This is a genomic window from Streptomyces sp. NPDC015139 (assembly GCF_043079785.1).
In the GTDB taxonomy this organism is placed as follows: domain Bacteria; phylum Actinomycetota; class Actinomycetes; order Streptomycetales; family Streptomycetaceae; genus Streptomyces; species Streptomyces albidocamelliae.
In genome coordinates this window covers 481,996-506,663 of the sequence record NZ_JBIBUW010000005.1, presented here as the reverse complement: position 1 = coordinate 506,663, position 24,668 = coordinate 481,996, and the positions used below count along the sequence as shown (strand labels likewise).

Sequence of the window (24,668 nt, the reverse complement as noted above, 5' to 3'; positions counted from 1 at the left end):
GGGCGCGGACACCCTGAGTGAGGACACGTATCGCCATGCTCGGCTGCCGATCGAGGACCAGTACCAGGCCTGCCCCTGTGCCCACGGCCGGCTGAGCCGATGGGTGCCGATCGCTCCTACGCGTACGGCGCCGCCGCCGGCCTTCTCGGTGACCTGCTCCTCGGCGATCCCCGCCGCGGGCATCCCGTCGCCGCGTTCGGACGGGCGGCCGGGGCCGTGGAGAGCGCGTTGTGGCACGACCACCGCGGCTGGGGAACGCTGCACACCACCGTGTGCGCCGGTGGCGCCGTGGCCCTGGGCGCGCTGGCCGCGCACGCCGTACGCCCCTCCTTCGTCGCCTCCGCCGCGCTGACCGCCGCCGCCACCTGGTCGGTCGTCGGCGGGACTTCGCTCGCCCGGGAGGCCCGCGTCATCGGGCATGCCCTGGAGACCGGGGACGTCGACGCGGCCCGCGCACGGCTGCCCCATCTGTGCGGCCGGGACCCGCAGGCCCTGGACGCCGACGGGATCGCCCGGGCCGTGGTCGAGTCGGTCGCCGAGAACACGTCCGACGCCGTGGTGGGCGCCCTGGTGTGGGGAGCCGTCGCCGGAGTGCCGGGACTGCTCGGCTTCCGGGCGGTCAACACCCTGGACGCGATGGTGGGTCACAAGTCGCCCCGGTACCGGCGCTACGGCTGGGCCTCCGCCCGCCTGGACGACCTCGCCGGCTGGCCGGGGGCCCGGCTGACCGCCGTACTCGCCGCCGCGGCCGGCCCCGATCCGCGCGGTGCCCTGCGCGCCTGGAAGGCCGACGCGCACCGGCATCCGAGCCCCAACGCCGGGCCCGTGGAGGCCTCGTTCGCGGGCGCCCTCGGAGTGCGCCTGGGCGGGACGCTCTCCTACGGCGGGCGGGTCGAGCACCGCCCGGTGCTCAACGGCCGGTCCGGGCGCGCCGTCCGGGCCACCGACATCGACCGGGCCGTACGGCTCTCCCGCCGCGTCGGCCTGCTCGCGCTCGGCGTCACCGTCGCCGCGCGCCGACTCGTGAAGGGACGTGGGAAGTGAACGGGGGTCTCCTCGTCGCCGGCACCACCTCCGACGCCGGCAAGAGCGTCGTGACGGCCGGGATCTGCCGGTGGCTGGTGCGCCAGGGGGTGAAGGTCGCGCCGTTCAAGGCGCAGAACATGTCCCTCAACTCCTTCGTGACCCGTGAGGGTGCGGAGATCGGGCGGGCACAGGCCATGCAGGCGCAGGCGTGCCGGATCGAGCCGACCGCGCAGATGAACCCGGTGCTGCTGAAGCCGGGCGGCGAGCAGAGCAGCCAGGTGGTGCTGCTGGGCAAGCCGGTGGGCGAGATGAGCGCGCGCGGCTACCACGGCGGGCGCCAGCAGCGGCTGCTGGGCACGGTGCTGGACTGCCTGGCCGAGTTGCGGGGCACGTATGACGCGGTGATCTGTGAGGGGGCGGGCAGCCCGGCCGAGATCAACCTGCGCCGGACCGACATCGTCAACATGGGCGTCGCACGGGGCGCCCGGCTGCCCGTGCTGGTGGTGGGGGACATCGACCGCGGGGGCGTCTTCGCCTCCTTCTTCGGCACCGTCGCCCTGCTCTCCCCCGAGGACCAGCAGTTGGTCGCCGGGTTCCTGGTGAACAAGTTCCGGGGCGACGTCAGCCTGCTGGAGCCGGGGTTGGACATGCTGCACGGCCTCACCGGGCGGCGGACCTACGGCGTCCTGCCGTTCCGGCACGGCCTCGGCATCGACGAGGAGGACGGGCTGCGCGTCTCGCTGCGCGGCACGGTCCGGGAGTCCACCGTCGCTCCCCCGGTCGGCGAGGACGTGCTGCGGGTCGCCGTGTGCGCGATCCCGCTGATGTCCAACTTCACCGACGTGGACGCGCTCGCCGCCGAACCGGGTGTCGTGGTGCGGTTCGTGGACCGCCCGGAGGAGCTGGCGGACGCCGACCTCGTGGTGGTCCCGGGCACGCGCGGGACCGTACGGGCGCTCCAGTGGCTGCGGGAGCGCGGGCTCGCGCGGGCGCTCGCCAGGAGGGCCGCCGAGGGGCGTCCGGTCCTCGGCATCTGCGGTGGCTTCCAGATCCTCGGCGAGCACATCGAGGACGAGGTCGAGTCGCGCGCCGGGGACGTCCCCGGGCTCGGACTGCTGCCGGTGCGGGTGCGGTTCGCCCGCGAGAAGACGCTGACCCGGCCGGTCGGCGAGGCCCTCGGCGAACCGGTCGAGGGATACGAGATCCACCACGGGGTGGCCACCGTCGGCGGGGGCGAGCCCTTCCTGGACGGCTGCCGGGTCGGCCAGACGTGGGGCACGCACTGGCACGGTTCGCTGGAGTCGGACGGTTTCCGGCGGGCCTTCCTGCGGGAGGTGGCGGCCGCCGCGGGCCGCCGCTTCACACCGGCGCCGGACGTTTCCTTCGCCGCGCTGCGCGAGGAGCAGCTCGACCGGCTCGGCGACCTGATCGAACAGCACGCGGACACGGACGCGCTCCTTCGGCTCATCGAGTCGGGCGCGCCGCAAGGACTGCCTTTCATTCCACCGGGAGCGCCCGCATGAGCACAGTGTTGTTGTTGTCGACCGCCGACACGGACCTGCTGGCCGCCCGCGCCTGCGGCGCCGGGTACCGGATCGGCAACCCCACCCGGGTCGACGTCGCCGCCGAACTGCCGGGCCTGGTCGAGGGCGCGGACATCGCCGTCGTCCGGCTGCTGGGCGGCAAGCGCGCGTGGGAGGACGGGCTGGCCGCGCTGAAGGCCGCGGGCGTGCCGACCGTGCTGCTGGGCGGCGAGGCCGTGCCGGACGCCGAGCTGATGGCGGAGTCGTCCGTGCCGGCCGGTGTGGTGGCGGAGGCGCTGAAGTACCTGGTCGAGGGCGGCCCGGCGAACCTGCTGGAGCTGTCCCGGTTCCTGTCGGACACGGTGCTGCTGACCGGTGAGGGCTTCGAGGGCCCGCACAGCATGCCGGAGTACGGCGTGCACGGGGCGTACGAACTGCGCGCGGACCGTCCGACGGTGGGCGTGCTCTTCTACCGGGCGCACGAGCTGAGCGGCAACACCGGCTTCGTGGACACCCTGTGCGAGGCGATCGAGGCGAAGGGCGGCAACGCGCTGCCCGCGTACTGCGGTTCGCTGCGCGGCGCGGACGACGGGCTGTACGAGCTGCTGGGCCGGGCGGACGCGCTGGTGGCGACCGTGCTCGCGGCCGGCGGCACGCACGCCTCGCAGGCGTCGGCGGGCGGTGACGAGGAGGCCTGGGACATCGGGGCCCTCGCCGACCTGAACGTGCCCGTCCTCCAGGGGCTCTGCCTCACCTCCTCGCGGGCCGCCTGGGCGGAGTCGGACGCCGCCCTGTCCCCCATGGACGCGGCGATGCAGGTGGCGATCCCGGAGTTCGACGGCCGGCTGGTCACCGTGCCGTTCTCCTTCAAGGAGCAGGGCCCCGACGACGTCCCGGTGTACGTCGCCGACCCGGAGCGGGCCGCGCGGGTGGCCGGGATCGCCCTGCGGCACGCACGGCTGAAGCACAAGCCGAACGCGGAGAAGAGGATCGCCCTGGTCTTCACCGCGTACCCGACCAAGCACTCGCGCGTCGGCAACGCGGTCGGCCTGGACACGCCCGCGTCGGCGGTGCGCGTCCTGGACGCCCTCAGGGAGGCGGGGTACGGCCTCACCGAGTACCCGGACAACGGTGACGAGCTGATCCACCGGCTGATCGAGGCCGGCGGCCACGACGTGGAGTGGCTGACGGAGGACCAGCTGGCCGCGGCGCCCGCCCGGGTTCCGCTGGCCGACTACCGGGCGTGGTTCGAGAAGCTGGACCCGGAGCTGCGGGACGCCATGACCGAGGCGTGGGGCGAGCCGCCGGGCGGCCTGTACGTGGACGGCGACGACATCGTGCTCGCCTCCCTGCGGTTCGGGAACGTCGTCGTGATGATCCAGCCGCCGCGCGGCTTCGGCGAGAACCCGATCGCGATCTACCACGACCCCGACATGCCGCCCTCGCACCACTACATGGCGGCCTACCGCTGGCTGGACAACAGCTTCGGCGCCGACGCGGTCGTGCACATGGGCAAGCACGGCACGATGGAGTGGCTGCCGGGCAAGGGCCTCGGCCTGAGCGCCGGCTGCGCACCGGACGCGGTCCTCGGCGAGCTGCCGGTGATCTACCCGTTCATCGTCAACGACCCCGGTGAGGGCACCCAGGCCAAGCGGCGCGGGCACGCCACGGTGGTCGACCACCTCGTCCCGCCGATGGCGCGCGCCGACACGTACGGCGACCTGGCCAAGCTGGAGCAGCTGCTGGACGAGTACGCGCTCGTCTCCGACCTGGACCCGGCGAAGGCCCCGGCCGTCCGCGCGCAGATCTGGACCCTGGTCAAGGCCGCCGAGCTGCACCACGACCTGCACGTGGCCGAGCAGCCGGACGACGAGGCGTTCGACGAGTTCGTCATGCACATCGACGGCTACCTGTGCGAGATCAAGGACGTGCAGATCCGTGACGGTCTGCACATCCTGGGCGGCGGTCCGGTCGGCGAGCCGCGCGTGAACCTGGTCCTCGCGGTGCTGCGCGCCTCGCAGGTGTGGGGCGGGCAGGCGAACGCGCTGCCGGGGCTGCGGGCCTCGCTGGCCGCGTACTTCGGGCTGGTGGAGAAGGACCTGCTGGCCGAGCCGGGCGCCCCGGTGAAGGTGCCGGTGGAGCTGACCGACCTGGTGGAGGGACCGGCCCGGACCGCGTCCGACGCGATCGACCTGCTGGAGCAGCTGTGCCGGCGGATCGCGGAGCGGATGGAGGCGGGTGCCTGGGACGGCACGGAGGTGCCCGGCGTCCTGCGGGACGTGCTGGGCACCGAACTCCCGGAGGCGGCGGCCGTGCTGGAGTTCGCCTGTGCCGAGGTCGTCCCGCGCCTCGCCCGCACCACCGACGAGATCGGGCACATCCTGCGGGCCCTGGACGGCGGTTACGTCCCGGCCGGCCCCTCGGGCTCGCCGACCCGCGGTCTGGTCAACGTGCTGCCGACCGGCCGGAACTTCTACTCGGTCGATCCCAAGGCGATCCCCTCGCGGCTGAGCTGGGAGGTCGGGCAGTCGCTCGCCGACTCGCTCGTCGCCCGCTACCTCCAGGACACCGGCGCGTACCCGAAGTCGGTGGGGCTCACGGTGTGGGGCACCTCCGCGATGCGCACCCAGGGCGACGACATCGCCGAGATCCTGGCGCTGCTGGGCTGCCGCCCGGTGTGGGACGACGCCTCCCGCCGGGTGACCGGTTTCGAGGTGGTCCCGCTCGCGGAACTGGGCCGGCCGCGCATCGACGTCACGGTCCGTATCTCCGGCTTCTTCCGGGACGCGTTCCCGCACGTGGTCGGGCTGCTCGACGACGCGGTGCGGGCGGTGGCGGAGCTGGCGGAGCCGGCCGACCGGAACTTCGTGAAGGCGCACGCCGACGAGGACACCGCCGAGCACGGCGACCGGCGCCGCGCCACGGCCCGGATCTTCGGCTCGAAGCCGGGCGCGTACGGCGCGGGCCTGCTGCCGCTGATCGACGCCCGCAACTGGCGCTCCGACGCCGACCTCGCCGAGGTGTACGCGGTGTGGGGCGGCTACGCCTACGGGCGCGGGCTCGACGGGCGGGCGGCGCGCGGCGACATGGAGACCGCGTTCAGGCGGATCGCGGTCGCGGCGAAGAACGTCGACACCCGCGAGCACGACCTGGTCGACGCCGACGACTACTTCCAGTACCACGGCGGCATGGTGGCCATGGTCCGGCACCTGACCGGCGCCAACCCCGAGGCGTACGTGGGCGACTCGGCCGTACCCGACCAGGTGCGCACGCGCACGCTCGGCGAGGAGACCCACCGGGTGTTCCGGGCCCGCGTGGTGAACCCGCGCTGGATGGCGGCCATGCGCCGGCACGGCTACAAGGGCGCCTTCGAGATGGCGGCGACCGTGGACTACCTGTTCGGGTACGACGCCACGGCCGGCGTGGTCGACGACTGGATGTACGAGAAGCTCAGCGCGGAGTACGTCTTCGACCCGGAGAACCGGGACTTCATGAAGAAGTCCAACCCGTGGGCGCTGCGCGGGATCACCGAGCGGCTGCTGGAGGCGGCGGACCGCGGGCTGTGGGCGGAGCCGGACGCGGACACGCTGGAGCGGCTGCGCGCCACCTATCTGGAGCTGGAAGGCGACTTGGAGGACGACCAGTGACCACCCCGTTCCCGTTCACGGCCGTTGTCGGCCAGGACGATCTGCGGCTCGCGCTGCTGCTGAACGCCGTCTCGCCGGCGGTCGGCGGTGTGCTGGTGCGCGGCGAGAAGGGCACCGCCAAGTCGACCGCCGTGCGCGCGCTCTCGGCGCTGCTGCCCGAGGTCGACGTGGTGTCCGGCTGCCGCTTCTCCTGCGACCCGGCGGCACCGGACCCGTCGTGCCCCGACGGTCCGCACGAGCCGGGCGGCGGCGCCCGACGGCCCGCCCGGATGGTCGAGCTGCCCGTCGGCGCCTCCGAGGACCGGCTGGTCGGCGCGCTCGACATCGAGCGGGCGCTCGCGGAGGGCGTGAAGGCGTTCGAGCCGGGCCTGCTGGCCGACGCCCACCGCGGGATCCTGTACGTGGACGAGGTCAACCTGCTCCACGACCACCTGGTCGACCTGCTGCTGGACGCGGCGGCGATGGGTGCGTCGTACGTGGAGCGCGAGGGTGTCTCCGTACGGCACGCGGCCCGTTTCCTGCTCGTCGGCACCATGAACCCCGAAGAGGGCGAACTGCGGCCGCAGTTGCTGGACCGGTTCGGGCTGACCGTGGAGGTGGCGGCCTCGCGGGAGCCCGAGCAGCGGGTCGAGGTGGTGCGCCGCAGGCTGGCGTACGACGACGATCCGGCCGCCTTCGCGGCCCGGTGGGCCGAGGAGGAGGCCGCCGTACGGCAGCGGATCGTGGCGGCGCGACGGCTGCTGCCGCAGGTGCGGCTCGGCGACGGCGCGCTGCGGCAGATCGCGGCGACCTGCGCGGCCTTCGAGGTGGACGGCATGCGCGCCGACATCGTGATGGCGCGTACGGCGACCGCGCTGGCCGCGTGGGCCGGACGGACCGATGTGCTCGCCGAGGACGTGCGGCAGGCCGCGCTGCTCGCGCTGCCGCACCGGCGCCGGCGCAACCCCTTCGACGCGCCGGGCCTGGACGAGGACAGGCTGGACGAGACGCTGGAGCAGTTCTCCGGGGACGACGGCGGCACCGACGACGACCCCGATCCGGACGGCCCCGGTGGCGGCGGTGGGCGGCCGGCGCCCGACGGCGGGCCGCAGGACGACGCCGGCGGCGCCGCGCGGCCCGAGGCCGGTGAGGGCGGGCAGCCGCAGGCGTCCGGCTCGCAGGAGCAGTCGGCCGCACGGGCCTCCGAGCCGTTCCGGGCCAAGGTGCTGAGCGTGCCCGGCATCGGCGAGGGCGCCGCCGGGCGGCGGTCCCGGGCGCGGACCGAGCAGGGGCGGACGACCGGGGCCCGGCGGCCCCGCGGCGCGCTGACCAAGCTGCACCTCGCGGCGACCGTGCAGGCCGCTGCCCCGCACCAGCGGGCGCGCGGCCGGTCCGGGCCGGGTCTGGTGATCCGCCGGGACGATCTGCGGCAGGCGACCCGGGAGGGGCGCGAGGGGAACCTCGTGCTGTTCGTGGTGGACGCCTCCGGGTCGATGGCGGCGCGGCAGCGGATGGGCGCCGTGAAGGGCGCCGTGCTCTCGCTGCTGCTGGACGCCTACCAGCGGCGGGACAAGGTGGGTCTGGTGACCTTCCGGGGTGCGGACGCCGTGGTCGCGCTGCCGCCGACCTCGTCCGTCGACGCGGCCGCCGCCCGGCTGGAGTCGCTGCCGACGGGCGGCCGTACGCCGCTCGCGGCCGGGCTGCTCAGGGCGCACGAGGTGCTGCGGGTGGAGCGGCTGCGGGATCCGGCGCGGCGCGCGCTGGTCGTGGTGGTGACCGACGGGCGGGCCACCGGCGGCCCGGAGCCGGTCGCCCACGCGGAGCGGGCGGCGCGGCTGTTCGCGGCCGAGCAGGTCGCCTCGGTGGTCGTGGACTGCGAGTCGGGGCCGGTGCGGCTCGGTCTCGCGGGGCGGCTCGCGGGTGAGCTGGGCGGTGCGGCCGTCACGCTGGACGGGCTGCGGGCCGATTCGATCGCCGGTCTGGTCAGGGATGTGCAGGGGACGTCGAGGAGGGCCGCGTAGTGCCGCAGGGACAGCCGAGTGTCGTACCGGACGACGGCCTGACGACACGTCAGCGCCGGAACCGTCCGCTGGTCGTCGTGCACACCGGGGTCGGCAAGGGCAAGTCCACCGCCGCGTTCGGGCTCGCGCTGCGCGCCTGGAACCAGGGCTGGCCCATCGGGGTGTTCCAGTTCGTGAAGTCGGCCAAGTGGAAGGTCGGCGAGGAGAACGCGCTGCGGGTGCTCGGCGCCTCCGGCGAGGGCGGGACCGTCGACTGGCACAAGATGGGCGAGGGCTGGTCCTGGGTCCAGCGGGACGCGCAGATGGACAACGAGGAGAAGGCCCGGGAGGGCTGGGAGCAGGTCAAGCGGGACCTGGCCGCCGAGACGTACCGGCTGTACGTGCTGGACGAGTTCGCCTACCCGATGCACTGGGGCTGGGTGGACACGGACGAGGTGGTGGAGGTGCTGCGGAACCGCCCCGGCACCCAGCACGTGGTGATCACCGGCCGGAACGCGCCGGAGAGGCTGGTGGACCTCGCCGACCTTGTCACCGACATGTCCAAGATCAAGCACCCCATGGACGCGGGGCAGAAGGGCCAGAAGGGCATCGAGTGGTGACGACGTCGGTGCCCCGGCTGGTCATCGCCGCGCCCTCGTCGGGCAGCGGCAAGACCACCGTCGCCACGGGGCTGATGGCCGCGTTCGCCGCGCGGGGGCTCGCCGTGTCCCCGCACAAGGTCGGGCCGGACTACATCGACCCCGGGTACCACGCCCTGGCGACCGGGCGGGTGGGGCGCAACCTGGACGCGTACCTGTGCGGGCCGGAGCTGGTCGCTCCGCTGTTCCTGCACGGCGCCCGGGGCTGCGACCTCGCAGTCGTCGAGGGAGTGATGGGGCTGTACGACGGGGCCGCGGGCGAGGGGGAACTCGCGTCCACGGCCCATGTCGCCAAGCTGCTGCGGGCGCCGGTGGTGCTCGTCGTGGACGCGTCGTCGCAGTCGCGGTCGGTGGCGGCGCTGGTGCACGGGTTCGCGTCCTGGGATCCGCGGGTGCGGGTCGGGGGCGTGATCCTGAACAAGGTCGCCTCGGACCGGCACGAGTCGCTGCTGCGGGAGGCACTGGACGAGTCGGGAGTACCGGTGCTCGGCGTGCTGCGGCGGGCGGCCCCGGTGGAGACCCCCTCGCGCCACCTGGGTCTGGTGCCGGTCGCCGAGCGGCGCGCGGCCGCGGTGGAGGCCGTCGCGGCGATGGCCGCGACGGTGTCCGAGGGCTGCGACCTGGCGGCCCTGGAGGCGCTGGCACGCGCCGCCGGCCCGCTGCCGGCGGACTCCGCCCCCTGGACGCCCGGCGTCCGGCCCGCAGGAGGGCCGGGGCCCGTGGTCGCCGTCGCCGGCGGTCCCGCGTTCACCTTCTCCTACGCCGAGCACACCGAGCTGCTCGCCGCCGCCGGTGCCGAGGTGGTCACCTTCGATCCGCTGCGGGACGAGCGGCTGCCCGAGGACACCGCCGGGCTGGTCGTCGGCGGCGGGTTCCCCGAGGTGTACGCCGCGGAGCTGTCCGCCAACGAGCCGCTGCGCGAGGCCGTCGCCGAACTCGCGCTGAGCGGCGCCCCGGTGGCCGCGGAGTGCGCCGGACTGCTGTACCTGTGCCGGGAGTTGGACGGGCGCCCCATGTGCGGGGTGCTCGACGCCTCCGCGCGGATGAGCGAGCGGCTGACTCTCGGCTACCGGGACGCGGTGGCCGTAGGGGACGGTGTGCTGGCACCCGCCGGGACGCGGATGCGGGGGCACGAGTTCCACCGCACGGTCGTCGAGCCGGGCGCCGGGGCCGCTCCCGCCTGGGGCGTGCGCGCTCCCGTCCGGCGGGTCGAAGGTTTCGTACAGCAGGGCGTGCACGCGAGTTATCTGCACACGCACTGGGCGTCCGAGCCCGGTGTCGCCCGTCGGTTCGTGGAGAGGTGCCGGACGTCATGAGCAGCACGCTGGTCGGAGTCGGGGTCGGTCCCGGTGATCCGGAGCTGGTGACCGTCAAGGGAGTCAACGCGCTGCGTGCGGCCGAGGTCGTCGTCGTACCGGTGATGGACACCGGTGAGCGGGGGCGGGCGGAGGCGACCGTGGCGCACTACGTGCCCGCGGACCGGATCGTCCGGGTGGTGTTCGCGCTGAACGAGCGGTCCGACCGGGCGCGCCGCGAGGCGGCCTGGGACGCGGCCGGCGGACGGGTCGCGGAACTGCTGCGGCGGCACGGCTCCGTGGCCTTCGCGACCATCGGCGACCCCAACGTGTACTCGACGTTCACGTATCTCGCGCAGACCATCGCCGAGCTGGTGCCCGGGGTCGTCGTGGAGACCGTGCCCGGGATCACGGCCATGCAGGATCTCGCCGCGCGGTCCGGTGCCGTGCTGACGGAGGGCACCGAGCCGCTGACCCTCGTCCCCGTCACCGCCGGGTCGGCGGTGCTGAAGGAGGCGCTGGCCGGGCCGGGCACCGTCGTCGCCTACAAGTTCGGCCGGCAGGCCGCGGAGGTCGCCGAGGCGCTGCGGGAGACCGGGCGGCTCGGGGACGCGGTGTGGGGGTCGGCGCTGGGTCTGCCGGAGGAGTCGGTGCGGCCGGCCGCCGAGCTGGACGGGACGCCGCTGCCGTACCTGTCGACGCTGATCGCGCCCCCGTGCCGGGACGGCGGGCGGGGCGGGAAGCTGTGACAGCGCGCCCGTGGTCAGGCGCCGGAGAGGCCGACCACCAGCCAGATGAACGCGACCCCCGCGACCGTGAACAGCAGTGTGGAGCGGGCGGGGTGCTCGTGGTGGGCCTCGGGCAGGATCTCGGCGGCGGCGAGATAGAGCAGGACGCCGCCGAAGAGGCCCAGATAGCCGCCGAGCACCGGTTCGGGGATATGGAAGAAGGCGGTCGACAGCGCGCCCACGAGAGGGGCGCACGCGTCGGCCACCAGCATGCCGATGGCGCGTCGGCGCGCGTTGCCGTACAGGCTCGTGAGGGTGAAGGTGTTGAAGCCGTCGGCGAAGTCGTGCGCGATCACGGCGAGCGCCACGGCCGTGCCCATGCCGCCGCCCACCTGGAAGGCCGCGCCGATCGCCACGCCGTCCATGGCGCTGTGACCCACCATCGCGGCGGCCGCCGTGAGGCCCACCTCGGGCGCGCGGTGGTTGTGTCCCTCGGCGCCGCCGTGCGCGGCCTGCCGGGCGGCGAGGGTGCGCTCCACCAGGTGGGCCAGCAGGAATCCGGCCACGAACAGCAACAGGGCGGCGGGTACGCCGAACACCTCGCGGTCCGCCGCCCGCAGCGCCTCCGGCAGCAGGTCCAGGCCGACCACGCCCAGCATCAGTCCGCCGGCGAGTCCGAGGACGAGATGCCTGCGGTCGGTCACGCGCTGTGCCGTCCAGCCGCCGGCCAGCGTCATCAGGAACGCGCCGAGCGCGACGAAGACCGCCATAGGCCCTTGCTATCCGATGGAGGGGCCTTCGCGCACATCCGGCGTCGGCCGCACTCCCCCAGACCCTGACATTTCACCGATTCCGACTTGCGTTTCGCGCTTGCGTCTCCCGCTTGCGTCTCCCGTACGAGAGGACCCTTCCCATGGCCGATGCCCCCACCGGCAAGGTGACGTTCGTCGGTGCCGGCCCCGGCGCCGCCGACCTGCTGACGTTCCGTGCCGCGCGCGCGATCGCCGAGGCGGACGTGGTGATCTGGGCGGCCAGCCTGGTCCAGGCGGAGGTGCTCGAACACGCGCGTGCCGACGCGGAGGTCCTGGACTCGGCCACGATGTCCCTGGAGGACGTCGTCGCCGTCTACGAGCGGGCCCTGGCCGAGGGCCTGCGGGTCGCCCGCATCCACTCCGGCGACCCGGCGCTGTGGGGCGGCACCCAGGAGCAGCTGGACCGGTGCGCGGAGCTCGGGATCGCCACGGAGGTCGTACCGGGTGTGTCGTCGTTCTCCGCGGTGGCCGCGCTGGCGCGGCGCGAGCTGACGATCCCCGAGGTCGCGCAGTCCGTCGTGCTCACCCGGCTGGGCGGCGGCAAGACGCCGATGCCGCCCGGCGAGGAGGTCCGCGAGTTCGCCCGGCACGGCACCACCATGGCGGTGTTCCTGTCGGCGGCGCGCAGCGGGCAGCTGGTGCGCGAGCTGCTGGAGGGCGGCTACCCGACCGACACCCCGGTCGTCGTCGCCTACCAGGCGACCTGGCCGGAGGAGCTGGTCGTGAAGTGCACGATCAGCACGCTGGAGGAGACGGTCAAGGAGCACAAGCTCTGGAAGCACACGCTCTTCCTGGTCGGCCCGGCGCTGGACGCGCACGGCACCCGCTCGCACCTGTACCACCCGGGGCACTTCCACGGGTACCGCAAGGCCGACCCGCAGGCCCGGCGCGCGCTGCGCGAGCGGGGGGCGAACAGTTGATCACGGTCGTCGGTACGGGGACCGGGGCGCCGGTGCCGGACGGCGTGCTCGACCGGGCGGCGCTGGTGGTCGGCGGGCGCCGGCACCTGGACGCCGCGGCGCTGCCGGAGGGCGCCGAGCGGGTCGTGCTCGGGCCGCTGGCACCCGCCCTGGACACGATCGCCGGGTACGTCGGCAAGGAGCTGCCGGTGGTCGTGCTGGCCTCCGGGGACCCGGGGTTCTTCGGGATCGTCCGGGCGCTGGCCGAGCGGTTCGGGGCCGGTGCGCTGGACGTGCGGCCGGGCGTGTCCTCGGTGGCCGCCGCGTTCGCCCGGATCGGGCTGCCCTGGGACGACGCGGTCGTGGTCAGCGCGCACGGCCGGGATCTGCGCACGGCGGTGAACGTCTGCCGGGCGCGTCCCAAGGTCGCGGTCCTCACCGGGCCGGGAGCCGGCCCCGCGGAGCTGGGTGCCGCCCTCGCCGGTCCGGGAACGGATCCCGACGCGCGCGTCCTGGTCGTGGCGGTGGCGCTCGGTGACCCAGAGCGGGAGCGGGTGGAGCGGGTGACGCCCGCCGAGGCGGCGGCCCGGGACTGGGGCACGTCGGTCAGCGTGGTGCTCTGCCTGGACGAGCGCCGGGTGCTGGGGCCGGTCCGCACGGTCGCCGGCGTTCCGGCGGGACCGGACCGGTGGGCGCTGGACGAGGACGCGTTCGCGCACCGGGACTCGATGATCACCAAGTTCGAGGTGCGGGCGCTGGCCCTGGCCCGGCTGGGGCCGCGCCCGGGCGACCTGGTGTGGGACGTGGGCGCGGGGTCGGGCTCGGTGGCGGTGGAGTGCGCGCGGTTCGGCGCGGCCGTCGTCGCCGTCGAGAAGACCCCGGACGGGGTGGAGCGCGTCCGCGCCAACGCGCGGGCGCACGGTGTCGACGTGCGGGTGGTGCACGGTGTGGCGCCGGACGCGCTGTCCGGCCTGGCCGACGATCCCGACGCGGTGTTCGTCGGCGGCGGGGGGCGTGAGCTGCCGGCCGTCGTCGGCGCGTGCGCACGGCGGGCCCGGCGGACCGTGGTCGTCGCCGTGGCCGCGCTGGACCGGGTGCCGGCGGCGCGGGAGGCGCTGACGGCCGCCGGGTTCCGCTGCGACGGGGTGCTCCTGCAGTCGTCGCGGCTGGCGCCGCTGCCCGGGGACGTGACCCGGCTCGCGGCCACCAATCCAGTGTTCCTGCTCTGGGGCGACAGGCCCCGGGCAACCAGTGAAGGAGTAGCCCAGTGATCGGCCTCATTTCCGCCACCGCGGCGGGGGCGGCGGCGCGGGACCGGCTGGCCGCGGCCTGGCCGGACCGCACCCGGGTGTACGAGGGACCCGTCGGCGAGGCCGTACGGGCCGCGTTCGCGGAGTGCGAGCAGCTGGTCTGCTTCCTGGCGACGGGGGCCGCGGTACGGCTGCTCGCGCCGCTGCTCGGCGACAAGAGCGCCGACCCGGGCGTGGTGTGCGTGGACGAGGGCGGCCGGTTCGCGGTGTCCCTGGTCGGCGGGCACGGCGGCGGCGCCAACGAACTCGCCCGCGAGGTGGGCGGGTTGCTGGGCGCCGAGCCCGTGGTGACGACCGCGACGGACGCCGTCGGCCTGGCGGCCCTGGACACGCTCGGGCTGCCGTACGAGGGCGCGGTCGCCGCGGTCTCCCGTGCCCTGCTGGACGGCGAGCCGGTGGCGCTGGAGGCCGAGGTGGCGTGGCCGCTGCCGCCGCTGCCGTTCTCGGCCGAGGGGGCGTACACCGTGCGGCTCACCGACCGGGCGGTCGAGCCGGGTGGGCGTGAGGTGCTGCTGCGGCCGCCGTCCCTGGTGGTCGGGGTCGGCGCGTCCAGGGGCGCCCCGGCCGAGGAGGTCCTCGGGCTGATCGGGGAGGCGCTGCGCGCGGCGGGTCTGTCCGCCGGGTCGGTGGCGGAACTGGCCACCGTGGACGCCAAGGCGGAGGAGCCCGGCCTCGTGGCGGCCGCCGAACGGCTCGGGGTGCCGCTGGTGACGTACTCCGCCGGGGATCTTGCGGCCGTCGAGGTGCCCAACCCGTCCGACGCGCCCCTCGCCGCCGTCGGCACCCCGTCGGTCGCGGAGGCCGCCGCCCTGGCCGGTGGCGGCGAACTCCTCGTGCCCAAGCGGAAGTCCGGGCGCGCCGACGGGCGGCCGGCGATGGCGACCTGTGCCGTCGTACGGCGGCCGGGGCGCGGGCGGCTCGCCGTCGTCGGGCTCGGGCCGGGCGCCCGGGACCTGCTCACCCCGCGCGCGGCGGCCGAACTGCGGCGGGCGTCGGTGCTGGTCGGGCTCGACCAGTACGTGGACCAGATCCGCGATCTGCTGCGACCGGGCACCCGGGTGCTGGAGTCGGGGCTCGGCGCCGAGGAGGAGCGGGCGCGTACGGCCGTCGCGGAGGCCCGGCGCGGGCACGCGGTGGCGCTGATCGGCAGCGGTGACGCGGGCGTGTACGCCATGGCCTCCCCGGCGCTCGCCGAGGCGTCCGACGACATCGACGTGGTCGGGGTGCCCGGGGTGACGGCCGCGCTGGCCGCCGGGGCGGTCCTGGGCGCGCCGCTGGGCCACGACCACGTGTCCATCAGCCTGTCCGACCTGCACACCCCGTGGGAGGTCATCGAGCGCCGGGTGCGCGCGGCGGCCGAGGCGGACCTCGTGGTGACCTTCTACAACCCGCGCTCGCGGGGCCGCGACTGGCAGCTGCCGAAGGCGCTCGGCATCCTCGCCGGGCACCGGAATCCGGCCACACCGGTCGGCGTCGTCCGCAACGCCTCCCGGCCGGACGAGTCCAGCCGGGTCACCACGCTGGCCGGACTGGATCCGGCGACGGTCGACATGATGACGGTCGTGACCGTGGGCAACACGGCGACCCGTACCGTCGCGGGGCGCATGGTGACCCCGCGCGGCTACCGCTGGCAGGAGGGTGCCCGGTGAACCGAGTGGTCCACCCCATCGAGCAGGAGTCCTATCGGCGACTGCGCGCCCGCCTGGACACCTCGCACTTCGCGCCGCTGACCCGGGCGGTGGTGGAGCGGGTCGTCCACTCCGCCGCCGACCTGGAGTACGCGAGCGACCTCGTCATGGCGGAGGAGGACCTGGTGGCGGCGCACGCGGCGCTGCACGCCGGGGCGCCCGTCGTCGTGGACGTAGAGATGGTCGCGGCCGGCATCACCCGGCGGGAGTCCGTCTGCCGGCTGGGGGACGCCACGGCCGGCCCCGGGCTGACCCGTTCGGCGCACGGGATCCGGCTCGCCTACGAGCAGGTCGGGCCCGGCGCCCTCTGGGTGATCGGCAACGCGCCGACCGCCCTGGAGGAGCTGCTGACCCTGGACGCCTCCCCCGCGCTCGTCATCGGCCTGCCGGTCGGCTTCGTCGGCGCGGTCGAGTCCAAGGAGGCGCTGCGCGCGAGCGGACTGCCCGCCGTGAGCAACGTGTCCGAGAAGGGCGGCTCGGCCGTCGCCTCCGCCGCGCTCAACGCCCTGCTGTACCACCCCCTTTCGTCTGAGGAGACCTCGTGACCACCCCGCCCGCCCTGCTGATCGCCGGCCACGGCACCCGTGACGACGCCGGAGCCGAGGCGTTCCGCGACTTCGTACGGGAGCTGGGCCGCCGCCGCCCCGACCTGCCCGTCGCCGGCGGCTTCATCGAGCTGTCCCCGCCGCCGCTGGGCGAGGCCGTCGCCGAGCTGGTCGGCAAGGGCGTACGCCGGTTCGCGGCCGTGCCGCTGATGCTGGTGTCCGCCGGGCACGCCAAGGGGGACATCCCCGCGGCGCTGGCCCGTGAGAAGGAGCGGCACACGGGCATCTCGTACACCTACGGCCGCCCGCTCGGCCCGCATCCGGCGCTGCTGAACGTGCTGGAGCGGCGGCTGGACGAGGCGCTCGGCGGTGCGGCGCGCACCCCCGAGGACCGGGCCGACGTGACGGTGCTGCTCGTGGGGCGCGGCTCGACGGACCCGGACGCCAACGCCGAGGTGCACAAGGCGGCGCGGCTGCTGTGGGAGGGCCGTGGGTACGCCGGTGTGGAGACGGCCTTCGTGTCGCTGGCGGCACCGGACGTGCCGAGCGGCCTCGACCGGTGCGCCAGGCTCGGGGCGCGGCGCATCGTCGTCCTGCCGTACTTCCTGTTCACCGGCATCCTGCCGGACCGGGTACGGCAGCAGACCGAGGGCTGGGCGGCCGCGCACCCGGACGTCGAGGTGCGGTCGGCCGACGTGATCGGGCCGGAGCCGGAGCTGCTGGACCTGGTGATCGAGCGCTACGAGGAGGCCGTCAAGGGCGACCTGCGGATGAACTGCGACTCGTGCGTGTACCGCATCGCGCTGCCGGGCTTCGAGGACAAGGTGGGGCTGCCGCAGCAGCCGCACTTCCACCCCGACGACGACGGTCACCACCACGGGCACGGGCACCACCATCACGGCGGGCACTCGCACAGCCATGCGCACTGAGGACGCCGGACACGACCTGCGCCACCACGGGGACGCCGAGGTGCGGGACGAGGGGGCGGGGCTGGTCGATCTCGCCGTCAACGTCCGTGCCGACACGCCTCCGGTGTGGCTGCGGGAGGAGATCGCCAGGTCCCTGCCGTCGCTCGCGGCCTACCCGGACGGGCGGGCCGCGCGAGCGGCGGTGGCGGCCCGGCACGGGCTGCCGGTGGAGCGGGTGCTGCTGACGTCCGGGGCGGCGGAGGCGTTCGTGCTGCTGGCGCGGGGGCTGAAGGTGCGCCGACCGGTGGTGGTGCACCCGCAGTTCACGGAGCCGGAGGCGGCGCTGCGGGACGCGGGGCACACCGTGGACCGGGTGCTGTTGCGGGCGGAGGACGGTTTCCGGCTGGATCCGGCGGCCGTGCCCGAGGACGCGGACCTGGTCGTGATCGGGAATCCGACGAACCCGACCTCCGTGCTGCACCCGGCCGGCGCGATCGCCCGGCTGGCCCGGCCCGGGCGGGTGCTGGTGGTCGACGAGGCCTTCATGGACGCGGTGCCGGGCGAGCGCGAGGCGCTGGCCGGGCGGACCGACGTGCCCGGTCTCGTCGTGCTGCGCAGCCTGACCAAGACCTGGGGGCTGGCGGGGCTGCGGATCGGCTACGTGCTGGCCGACCCGGAGACCGTCGACGCGCTGGAGCGGGCCCAGCCGCTGTGGCCGGTGTCGACGCCGGCGCTGGCCGCCGCCGAGGCGTGCGTGGCGCCGCGGGCGCTCGCGGAGGCCGGGCACGCGGCGCATCGCGTCGCCGTGGACCGGGCGCATCTGGTGGCGGGGCTGGCCGCCCTCGCCGACCGGGGTGTGCGGGTGGTGGAACCGGCACACGGGCCGTTCGTGCTGGTCCGCATGGACCAGGCGGCCGCGGTACGACGGCGGTTGCGCGACCTCGGCTACGCGGTCCGGCGCGGGGACACGTTCCCGGGGCTCGGGCAGGAGTGGGTGCGGGTCGCCGTGCGGGACCGTGCGACGGCGAACGGCTTCGTGGACGCACTGTCGGCCGCGCTGACCGCACTCGGCCGACAGTGATCCGGGACGCGGACGGGTGAACGGGGCCCGGCCCGCCGGGCGGGTTCCCCCGCCCCGGCGGAGCCGGTCCGCCGTCAGCCCCTGCGGCGCCGTGCCACGGTCACCGCTCCCCCGCCGACCAGCAGCAGCGCCAGCGCGCCGCCCGCGATGTACGGGGTCGCCGAACTGCCGCCCGTCTCCGCGAGGTCGGCCTTGGCGGGCGCGCCCTGCGGGCGCACGTCGGCGGCCGGGTCGTGGCTCGGCGCCGGGTGCTCGGTGGGCGCCGCCATCGGGGACTCGCAGGTCGCCTTGGCGAGGGTGACGGTGCCTTCGACGTCGGCCACGTTGAGCTTCAACGGGTTGACGGACACCTTGAGTTGCAGGGCGGTCGCGGCGGCCGTACGGGTCGAGGTGCGCCGCTCGGCGAGGTCGAGCCTGACCTCGCCGACGCCGGGCACCTTCACCACGGTCGGGCCGCCGGCGGTCAGCGTGACGCGCTTGCCGAGGACGGTGACGGCGCCCAGGACGTTCGCGGTGGCCACGGGTGCCTTGCCGACCTCGCAGGTCGCCTTGGCGGTGACGTCGTCGGTCTCGATCACCGACAGCAGCGGCAGACCGGGCACGTGCAGTTTGGCGTGGACGAGCCGGACGGAGCCCTCGGCGCGCTTCGCGGTCACCGTGGCCTTCGCCGAGGCGACGTCCGCGGCGAGCACCGTGAACGGCTTCCCGCCGTTCACGCCGTCGAGCCGGGCGGACAGCGCCGTTCTGTCGGCGCTCTGCGGTGCCTGGACCTCGTTGAGCGAGACCGCGAGCGGGACGTTCACGGTCTTGTTGAGCAGGGACACGTCGAGCCCGGTGCGCAGGACGACGGCGGAGGCGCGACCGTGACCGCCGGTCGCGTGCGCGGCGCCCGCGCCCAGGACCGCGGGCGCCGCGGTGAGCGCGGTGACGGTGGCGACCGCGGCGAGCCGGCGGGCGGGCATGCGGAAGTTTTTGCTGTTCAAGGCGGTGGGACCCCCAGACGGAACATGCTTGGGACCCGTCAACCTTGTACGCACTGTGGGTGAACGGTCAGCTATCCTGAGTCACTTCACTCGATCGAGGTGTTTCAGCACATCTCTTCGAATCACCGGGCACAGGCGTTCCCCCGGCCCCCGCCGGACCCCGCCGCCCCACCGTCCGCCGGAGCGCCCGCTATTCGACGATCCGGCCGTCGAGCACCACGCGCCGCGGCGCCGCCAGCACCCGTACGTCGGCCCGCGGGTCGCCCTCGTACACCACCAGGTCGGCCGGTGCGCCCTCCTCCAGCCCGGGCCGGCCGAGCCAGGCGCGGGCGCCCCAGCTCGTCGCGGACAGGGCCTGCACCGGCGGGATGCCGGCGGTGACCAGTTCCGCCACCTCCGCCGCGACCAGCCCGTGGGCCAGGGAGCCGCCGGCGTCCGTGCCGACGTAGACCGGGATACCGGCGTCGTAGGCGCCGCGCACGGTGTCGTAGCGGCGTTCGTGCAGCCGCCGCATGTGGGCGGACCAGCGCGGGTAGCGGGACTCGCCGCCGGCCGCGAGGTGCGGGAAGGTGGCGATGTTGACGAGGGTCGGCACGATCGCGACACCCCGCTCGGCGAACAGCGGGATCAGGTCCTCGGTCAGGCCCGTGGCGTGCTCGATGCAGTCGATGCCGGCCTCGACCAGGTCGCGCAGGGAGCTCTCGGCGAAGCAGTGCGCGGTGACCCGGGCGCCCAGGCGGTGGGCCTCGGCGATGGCGGCCTCCACCGCCCCGCGGGGCCAGCAGGCGGCCAGGTCGCCGAGGTCGCGGTCGATCCAGTCGCCGACCAGCTTGACCCAGCCGTCGCCGCGCCCGGCCTCCTGGGCGACGTACGCCACCAGGTCCTCCGGCTCGATCTCCCAGGCGTAGTTGCGGAGGTAGCGGCGGGTGCGGGCGATGTGCCGGCCGGCCCGGATGATCTTCGGCAGGTCGGGGCGGTCGTCGACCCAGCGGGTGTCGGAGGGCGAGCCCGCGTCCCGGATCAGCAGGGTGCCCGCCCCGCGGTCGGTCAGGGCCTGCTTCTCGGCGGTGTCCGCGTCGACCGGGCCGTCCGCGCCGAGGCCGACGTGGCAGTGCGCGTCGACCAGTCCGGGCAGCGCCCAGCCGGTCACGGTGGTGATGTCGCGGGCGCCGGCGGGACGGTCGTAGGAGACCCGCCCGCCGACCACCCACAGCTCGTCACGGACGTCCTCGGGTCCCGCCAGGACCCGGCCCTTCACGTGCAGCACCGCGCCATCGCTCATGCACCGCACCCTAACGACCTAGGGCGTGTCCTCGCCCACCTGGTCGGAGGTCTCCTCCTCGACCTCGGCCATCGCCGGGTCGAGCAGCCGGGACAGGAAGTGCCGGGTGCGCTCGTGCTGCGGGTCGCCGATGACCCGCTCGGGGCTGCCGTCCTCGACGACCACCCCGCCGTCCATGAAGACGACCCGGTCGGCGACCTCGCGCGCGAAGGTCATCTCGTGCGTGACGACCATCATCGTCATGCCCTCCTCCGCGAGCCTGCGCATCACGGCGAGGACGTCCCCGACCAGTTCGGGGTCGAGCGCGGAGGTCGGCTCGTCGAACAGCATCACCTGCGGGCCCATGGCGAGGGCCCGGGCGATCGCCACGCGCTGCTGCTGGCCGCCGGAGAGGGAGGCCGGGTAGGCGTCCGCCTTCTCGGACAGGCCGACCCGGGCCAGGTTCTCGGCGGCGACCTTCGCGGCCGTCGCCCTGTCCCGCCCGAGGACCCGGCGCTGGGGCAGCGCGAGGTTCTCGGTGACGTTCAGGTGCGGGAACAGGTTGAACTGCTGGAAGACCATGCCGATGCGGCGGCGTACGGCGTCGATGTCGACGTCCGGGTCGGTGACCTCGGTGCCGCCGACGAAGACCCGTCCCTCGGAGGGCTCCTCCAGCAGGTTCACGCAGCGCAGCAGCGTCGACTTGCCGGAACCGGACGGGCCGATGACACAGACGACCTCGCCCTGGCCGATCTCCAGGTCGATGCCGCGCAGCACCTCGTTGGCGCCGAAGGACTTGTGCAGTCCGCGTACCTCGATCTCCGGGCGGCTCACCGGATCGCCTCCTGGGCCTTGGATTCCATACGGCGGACGACGAAGCTGAGCGGGATGGTGACCAGCAGGTAGCACAGGCCCGCGACCAGGATCGGCGTGGAGTTGGCGGTCGTGCTGGCGAGGTCGCGGCCGAACTTGGACAGCTCCCGCTCCTCCAGCGTGACCCCGAGGAACAGCACCAGCGAGGAGTCCTTGAAGAGCAGGACGAGTTCGTTGGTGAGCGGCGGCAGGATGATCCGGAACGCCTGCGGGACGATGATCGAGACCATGGCCTTCGCCGGCGAGAAACCGAGCGAACGGGCCGCCTCCATCTGTCCCTTGGGCACGGCCTGGATGCCGGCCCGGATGGTCTCCGCCATGTAGGCGGCCGAGACCAGGCCGAGCGCGATGGCGACCTTGCCGTACGTCCCGCCGGGGATCTCCGTGCCGGGGAAGGCGAGGGGTACGGCCACGCCGACGAAGATGAAGATCAGCAGGGCGGGCAGGCCGCGGAAGATCTCGATGTAGACGCCCGCCAGCCAGCGGTACGGGCCCACCGAGGACAGCCGCATCAGGGCGACGACCATGCCGAGGACGAGCCCGACGACGAAGCCGGACAGCGTGTAGAGCACGGTGTTCTTCAGCGCCAGCGTGATGACGTCCGGGAACATCTGCTTGGCGATGTCGGCCTGGGCGAACTGGTTCTGCAGCCGGCCCCAGTCCGCCGAGACCGCGAAGGCGATCACGGCGGCGACGAAGACGGCGTACTGCACCCCGCGGGACACGGCGCGCTTCTGGCGCCGGGTCAGTCCCTTCCTCTTCGGCTGGAGGGTCGTGTCCGTGTCGGTCATGAGGCCGCGGGAGAGGCGACGGAGGAGTCGTACGGGCCGATCCACTGCTCGTACAGCTTCTTGTAGGTGCCGTCGGCCTTGGCGTTCTTGATCGCCTTGTTGATGGCGTCGCGCAGCGCGGTGTTGCCCTTCTTCACGGTGAAGCCGTACTGCTCACCGGTCTTCAGGTTGTCGACGACCTTGAACTTGTCCGCGTTCGCCTTGTCCTTGAGCCAGCCCTGGACGACCGGGTAGTCGATGACGACGGCCTGGACCTGGCCGGTGCGCAGACCGTTGAGGACCGCGTCGGAGGACTCGAAGGAGATCGGGTCGTAGCCCTTGCCCTTGACGTAGTCCTCGCCGGTGGTCTGCGCCTGGGCGCCCAGCTTCTTGCCCTTGGCCTTGACGTCGGCGAGCGAGTTGACGCCGCTGCTCTTGTCGACCAGGACGGCCTGGGTGGCCTCGAAGTACGGGTCGGAGAAGTCGACGTTCTTCTTGCGCTCGGCGGTGATGGTCATGCCGGCGGCGGCCAGGTCGCACTGCCCGGAGTTGAGGAAGGCGCCGGTCTTGAAGTTCTCGAACGGCGTGTCGAGGATCTGCTGCTTGACGCCCAGGTCCTTGGCGACGAGGTCGATGAGGGACACGTCGAAGCCCTGCACCTTGCCGTCGACCTCCGACTGGAACGGCGGGTACGGCAGGTGGGTGCAGGTGGTCAGCTGGCCGCCCTTGGCCAGGTGGACGCCCTTGACGGTGGTCTTGCCGCTCCCCGAGTCGCTGGAGGAGCAGCCGGCCACGACGAGCACGAGTGCGGCGGTCGCGGTGGTGGCGGCCAGAAGGCGGGTCCGGCGCCCGAGGAGCGTATTCATGGGGGGATCTCCTATGGGGGAACTGTGGGTTCCGATTATAAGGAGATGTTTGGGTCACTCAAACCAAACCGATGGCATCCAAGCCGTCCGGCCTGAGAAGTCGCCGGTCGGCGGGCGCGGATGTGGTGAGGGTTACGCTCGTGTGCGTCGGCCTCCGGCCGGCCCGTGAACCCTCGTGAGCGAAGAGAGCACCGCCGTGACCCACCCGTTCCTCGATCTGCCCCCGCTGAGTGCCGAGCGCTTCGCCGCCATCGAGGACGGGGTGGCCCGGCTGCTGGACACCCGGCAGGACGTGCTGATCACGCAGGGCGAGGCGCTGCTGCCGCTGGAGGGCGCGATCCGCGCGGCGGCCGGTCCCGGCACGGTGGCCCTGAACGTGATCACGGGCCCCTACGGGCAGACCTTCGGCAACTGGCTCCGGGACTCCGGCGCGACCGTGCACGACATCTCCGTGCCCTTCCACACGGCGGTGACGGCCGGGCAGATCCAGCAGGCGTTCGCCGAGCACCCGGAGATCGACTTCGTGTCGCTGGTGCACGCCGAGGCGGCCACCGGCAACACCAACCCGGTCGCGGAGATCGGCGAGGTGGTACGGCGGCACGGCGCGCTGTTCTACCTGGACGCGGTCGCCTCCGTGGGCGCCGAGCCGGTGCTGCCGGACGCGTGGGGCGTGGACCTGTGCGTGATCGGGGCGCAGAAGGCGATGGGCGGTCCGGCGGGCGTGTCGGCGATCTCGGTGAGCGAGCGGGCGTGGGCCCGGATGGCGGCGAACCCGCACGCGCCGCGCCGCTCCTACCTGTCGCTGCTCGACTGGAAGGACCGCTGGATCGACGCCGGCCGCAAGGTGCGCACGCTCCCGCCCAGCTGGAGATGCTGGCCCTGGAGGCGTGCCTGGAGCGCATCGGGTCGGCGGGGCTGGACACGGTGATGGCCCGGCACCGGGGCGCCGCGCTGGCCACGCGGGCGGGTGCGGTCGCCCTCGGCGGAGGTCTGGAGCCGTACGTGTACGAGGTCGCGGACGCGGCGCCGGTCGCCACGACGCTCCGGGTGCCGTCGGACCTGGTGGCCTCGGAGCTGGTGGCGCGGGCTCTGGAGAGCGACCCGGCGCTGCCCCTGGCCGCGGGCGGCGGCGCCCTGGCCAAGGAGATGATCCGGGTCAACCACTACGGCCCCGACGCCACCCTGGACACGGTCCGCCGATCCCTGACCGCGCTGGGCGCCGCGCTGACCGAGGCGGGGGCACCGGTGGACACCGAGTCGGCCACCCGAGCGGTGAACGCGGCCTGAGCGCGCCTCCCCGAGAGGAACCGGCCGCCGAGCCCCGGACGGTCCCGTCGGCGGACGGGGCCCGGGCGCGACACCGGGCGAGTCGGGAACTCCGGTGGATACCGAATCGCCCACCCGAGCGGCAAACGCAGCCTGCCCCTCCGAGCACACCTCCCCGGGAGCAGCCGCCCACCGAGCCCCGACGGCCCACCGGCGAGCGGGGGCCCGGGCGCCGCACCGGGCCTGAGCCCTCCGAGCACACCTCCCCGGAGCAGCCCGCCGCCGGCGGGCCCACCGCGGGCAAAGGCGCAGACACGGCCGGCCGAGGCGCGGTCGCAAGGCCTCCGGTCGCCCACTGGCGCGATACGGCACCGCCAGGGTGCGTCGGCCCGGGAGGGCGGGAAGGCAGAGGCGGCGAGGGGCGGAAGCCGTTCGCCGGGCGGAGCCGGGGAGTACGCCCGGTACGGCGGGCGCGCCCGCGGATTCTGCGTGAACGAATCGGCGAAACCATCGGCTCGTGAATTCAATTTAATTTCACAAACTCCGCCG

Annotated in this window: 19 protein-coding genes and 1 pseudogene; 14 read left to right on the top strand and 6 right to left on the bottom strand. The window is 74.4% G+C overall.

Going from position 1 to position 24,668, the window contains the following annotated elements; genetic code table 11:
- Positions 1–99: 99 nt before the first annotated feature.
- From ACF08B_RS17230 to cobI, 7 genes are read left to right on the top strand one after another with little or no spacing between them, the layout of a single operon-like run.
- Positions 100–1,044: a cobalamin biosynthesis protein gene (locus ACF08B_RS17230; RefSeq protein WP_392318085.1), complete on the top strand. Its 945-nt coding sequence runs from the start codon at positions 100–102 to the stop codon at positions 1,042–1,044.
- Complete coding sequence (locus ACF08B_RS17225) at positions 1,041–2,549, top strand: cobyric acid synthase (protein WP_392318084.1); 1,509 nt, start codon at positions 1,041–1,043, stop codon at positions 2,547–2,549. The genes ACF08B_RS17230 and ACF08B_RS17225 overlap by 4 nt, the downstream gene beginning before the upstream one ends.
- Positions 2,546–6,196, top strand: a complete 3,651-nt coding sequence (cobN, locus tag ACF08B_RS17220; protein WP_392318083.1) for a cobaltochelatase subunit CobN — start codon at positions 2,546–2,548, stop codon at positions 6,194–6,196. Before ACF08B_RS17225 ends, cobN begins: the two co-directional genes overlap by 4 nt.
- The gene (locus tag ACF08B_RS17215) at positions 6,193–8,196 is read left to right on the top strand and encodes a putative cobaltochelatase (RefSeq protein ID WP_392318082.1); all 2,004 of its coding nucleotides are present in this window, start codon (positions 6,193–6,195) and stop codon (positions 8,194–8,196) included. Before cobN ends, ACF08B_RS17215 begins: the two co-directional genes overlap by 4 nt.
- Positions 8,196–8,795: a cob(I)yrinic acid a,c-diamide adenosyltransferase gene (gene cobO / locus ACF08B_RS17210; protein ID WP_392318081.1), complete on the top strand. Its 600-nt coding sequence runs from the start codon at positions 8,196–8,198 to the stop codon at positions 8,793–8,795. Before ACF08B_RS17215 ends, cobO begins: the two co-directional genes overlap by 1 nt.
- Complete coding sequence (locus ACF08B_RS17205) at positions 8,792–10,150, top strand: cobyrinate a,c-diamide synthase (RefSeq protein WP_392318145.1); 1,359 nt, start codon at positions 8,792–8,794, stop codon at positions 10,148–10,150. Before cobO ends, ACF08B_RS17205 begins: the two co-directional genes overlap by 4 nt.
- The gene (gene cobI / locus ACF08B_RS17200; protein ID WP_392318080.1) at positions 10,147–10,878 is read left to right on the top strand and encodes a precorrin-2 C(20)-methyltransferase; all 732 of its coding nucleotides are present in this window, start codon (positions 10,147–10,149) and stop codon (positions 10,876–10,878) included. Before ACF08B_RS17205 ends, cobI begins: the two co-directional genes overlap by 4 nt.
- A gap of 14 nt (positions 10,879–10,892) precedes the next feature.
- Here the strand turns inward: cobI and ACF08B_RS17195 are convergent, their stop codons facing one another.
- Complete coding sequence (locus ACF08B_RS17195) at positions 10,893–11,627, bottom strand: ZIP family metal transporter (protein ID WP_392318079.1); 735 nt, start codon at positions 11,625–11,627, stop codon at positions 10,893–10,895.
- 143 nt (positions 11,628–11,770) lie between these two features.
- Between ACF08B_RS17195 and cobM the strand changes: the two genes are divergently transcribed.
- Genes cobM through cobC form a run of 6 tightly spaced genes read left to right on the top strand, consistent with a single transcriptional unit; the run spans position 11,771 to position 18,100 of the window.
- Positions 11,771–12,589, top strand: a complete 819-nt coding sequence (gene cobM / locus ACF08B_RS17190; RefSeq protein WP_392318078.1) for a precorrin-4 C(11)-methyltransferase — start codon at positions 11,771–11,773, stop codon at positions 12,587–12,589.
- Complete coding sequence (gene cbiE / locus ACF08B_RS17185) at positions 12,586–13,839, top strand: precorrin-6y C5,15-methyltransferase (decarboxylating) subunit CbiE (RefSeq protein ID WP_392318077.1); 1,254 nt, start codon at positions 12,586–12,588, stop codon at positions 13,837–13,839. Before cobM ends, cbiE begins: the two co-directional genes overlap by 4 nt.
- Entirely contained in the window at positions 13,836–15,527 is a 1,692-nt protein-coding gene (gene cobJ / locus ACF08B_RS17180; RefSeq protein ID WP_392318076.1) for a precorrin-3B C(17)-methyltransferase, read from the top strand. Before cbiE ends, cobJ begins: the two co-directional genes overlap by 4 nt.
- Positions 15,524–16,111 (top strand): precorrin-8X methylmutase, encoded by a 588-nt coding sequence (locus tag ACF08B_RS17175; RefSeq protein ID WP_392318075.1) that lies wholly within the window; start codon positions 15,524–15,526, stop codon positions 16,109–16,111. Before cobJ ends, ACF08B_RS17175 begins: the two co-directional genes overlap by 4 nt.
- The gene (locus ACF08B_RS17170) at positions 16,108–17,040 is read left to right on the top strand and encodes a sirohydrochlorin chelatase (protein ID WP_392318074.1); all 933 of its coding nucleotides are present in this window, start codon (positions 16,108–16,110) and stop codon (positions 17,038–17,040) included. The genes ACF08B_RS17175 and ACF08B_RS17170 overlap by 4 nt, the downstream gene beginning before the upstream one ends.
- On the top strand, positions 17,030–18,100 hold the full coding sequence (gene cobC, locus ACF08B_RS17165) for an Rv2231c family pyridoxal phosphate-dependent protein CobC (RefSeq protein ID WP_392318073.1): 1,071 nt from the start codon (positions 17,030–17,032) through the stop codon (positions 18,098–18,100). Before ACF08B_RS17170 ends, cobC begins: the two co-directional genes overlap by 11 nt.
- Before the next feature lie 74 nt (positions 18,101–18,174).
- Here cobC and ACF08B_RS17160 read toward each other — a convergent pair whose 3' ends face one another.
- The 5 genes from ACF08B_RS17160 to ACF08B_RS17140 form a co-directional block, all read right to left on the bottom strand.
- Positions 18,175–19,083: an SCO1860 family LAETG-anchored protein gene (locus ACF08B_RS17160; protein ID WP_392318072.1), complete on the bottom strand. Its 909-nt coding sequence runs from the start codon at positions 19,081–19,083 to the stop codon at positions 18,175–18,177.
- Positions 19,084–19,273: 190 nt separating this feature from the next.
- A complete protein-coding gene (locus ACF08B_RS17155; protein ID WP_392318071.1) occupies positions 19,274–20,365 on the bottom strand; it encodes an amidohydrolase family protein in 1,092 nt (363 codons plus the stop codon).
- An 18-nt stretch (positions 20,366–20,383) separates the two neighbouring features.
- On the bottom strand, positions 20,384–21,178 hold the full coding sequence (locus tag ACF08B_RS17150) for an amino acid ABC transporter ATP-binding protein (protein ID WP_392318070.1): 795 nt from the start codon (positions 21,176–21,178) through the stop codon (positions 20,384–20,386).
- Complete coding sequence (locus ACF08B_RS17145; protein ID WP_392318069.1) at positions 21,175–22,008, bottom strand: amino acid ABC transporter permease; 834 nt, start codon at positions 22,006–22,008, stop codon at positions 21,175–21,177. The genes ACF08B_RS17150 and ACF08B_RS17145 overlap by 4 nt, the downstream gene beginning before the upstream one ends.
- Positions 22,005–22,853, bottom strand: coding sequence for a transporter substrate-binding domain-containing protein (locus ACF08B_RS17140; protein ID WP_392318068.1), 849 nt, complete (start codon positions 22,851–22,853; stop codon positions 22,005–22,007). Before ACF08B_RS17140 ends, ACF08B_RS17145 begins: the two co-directional genes overlap by 4 nt.
- A gap of 196 nt (positions 22,854–23,049) precedes the next feature.
- Between ACF08B_RS17140 and ACF08B_RS17135 the strand changes: the two are divergent.
- Positions 23,050–24,140, top strand: a pseudogene (locus tag ACF08B_RS17135) (pyridoxal-phosphate-dependent aminotransferase family protein).
- Positions 24,141–24,668 lie beyond the last annotated feature (528 nt).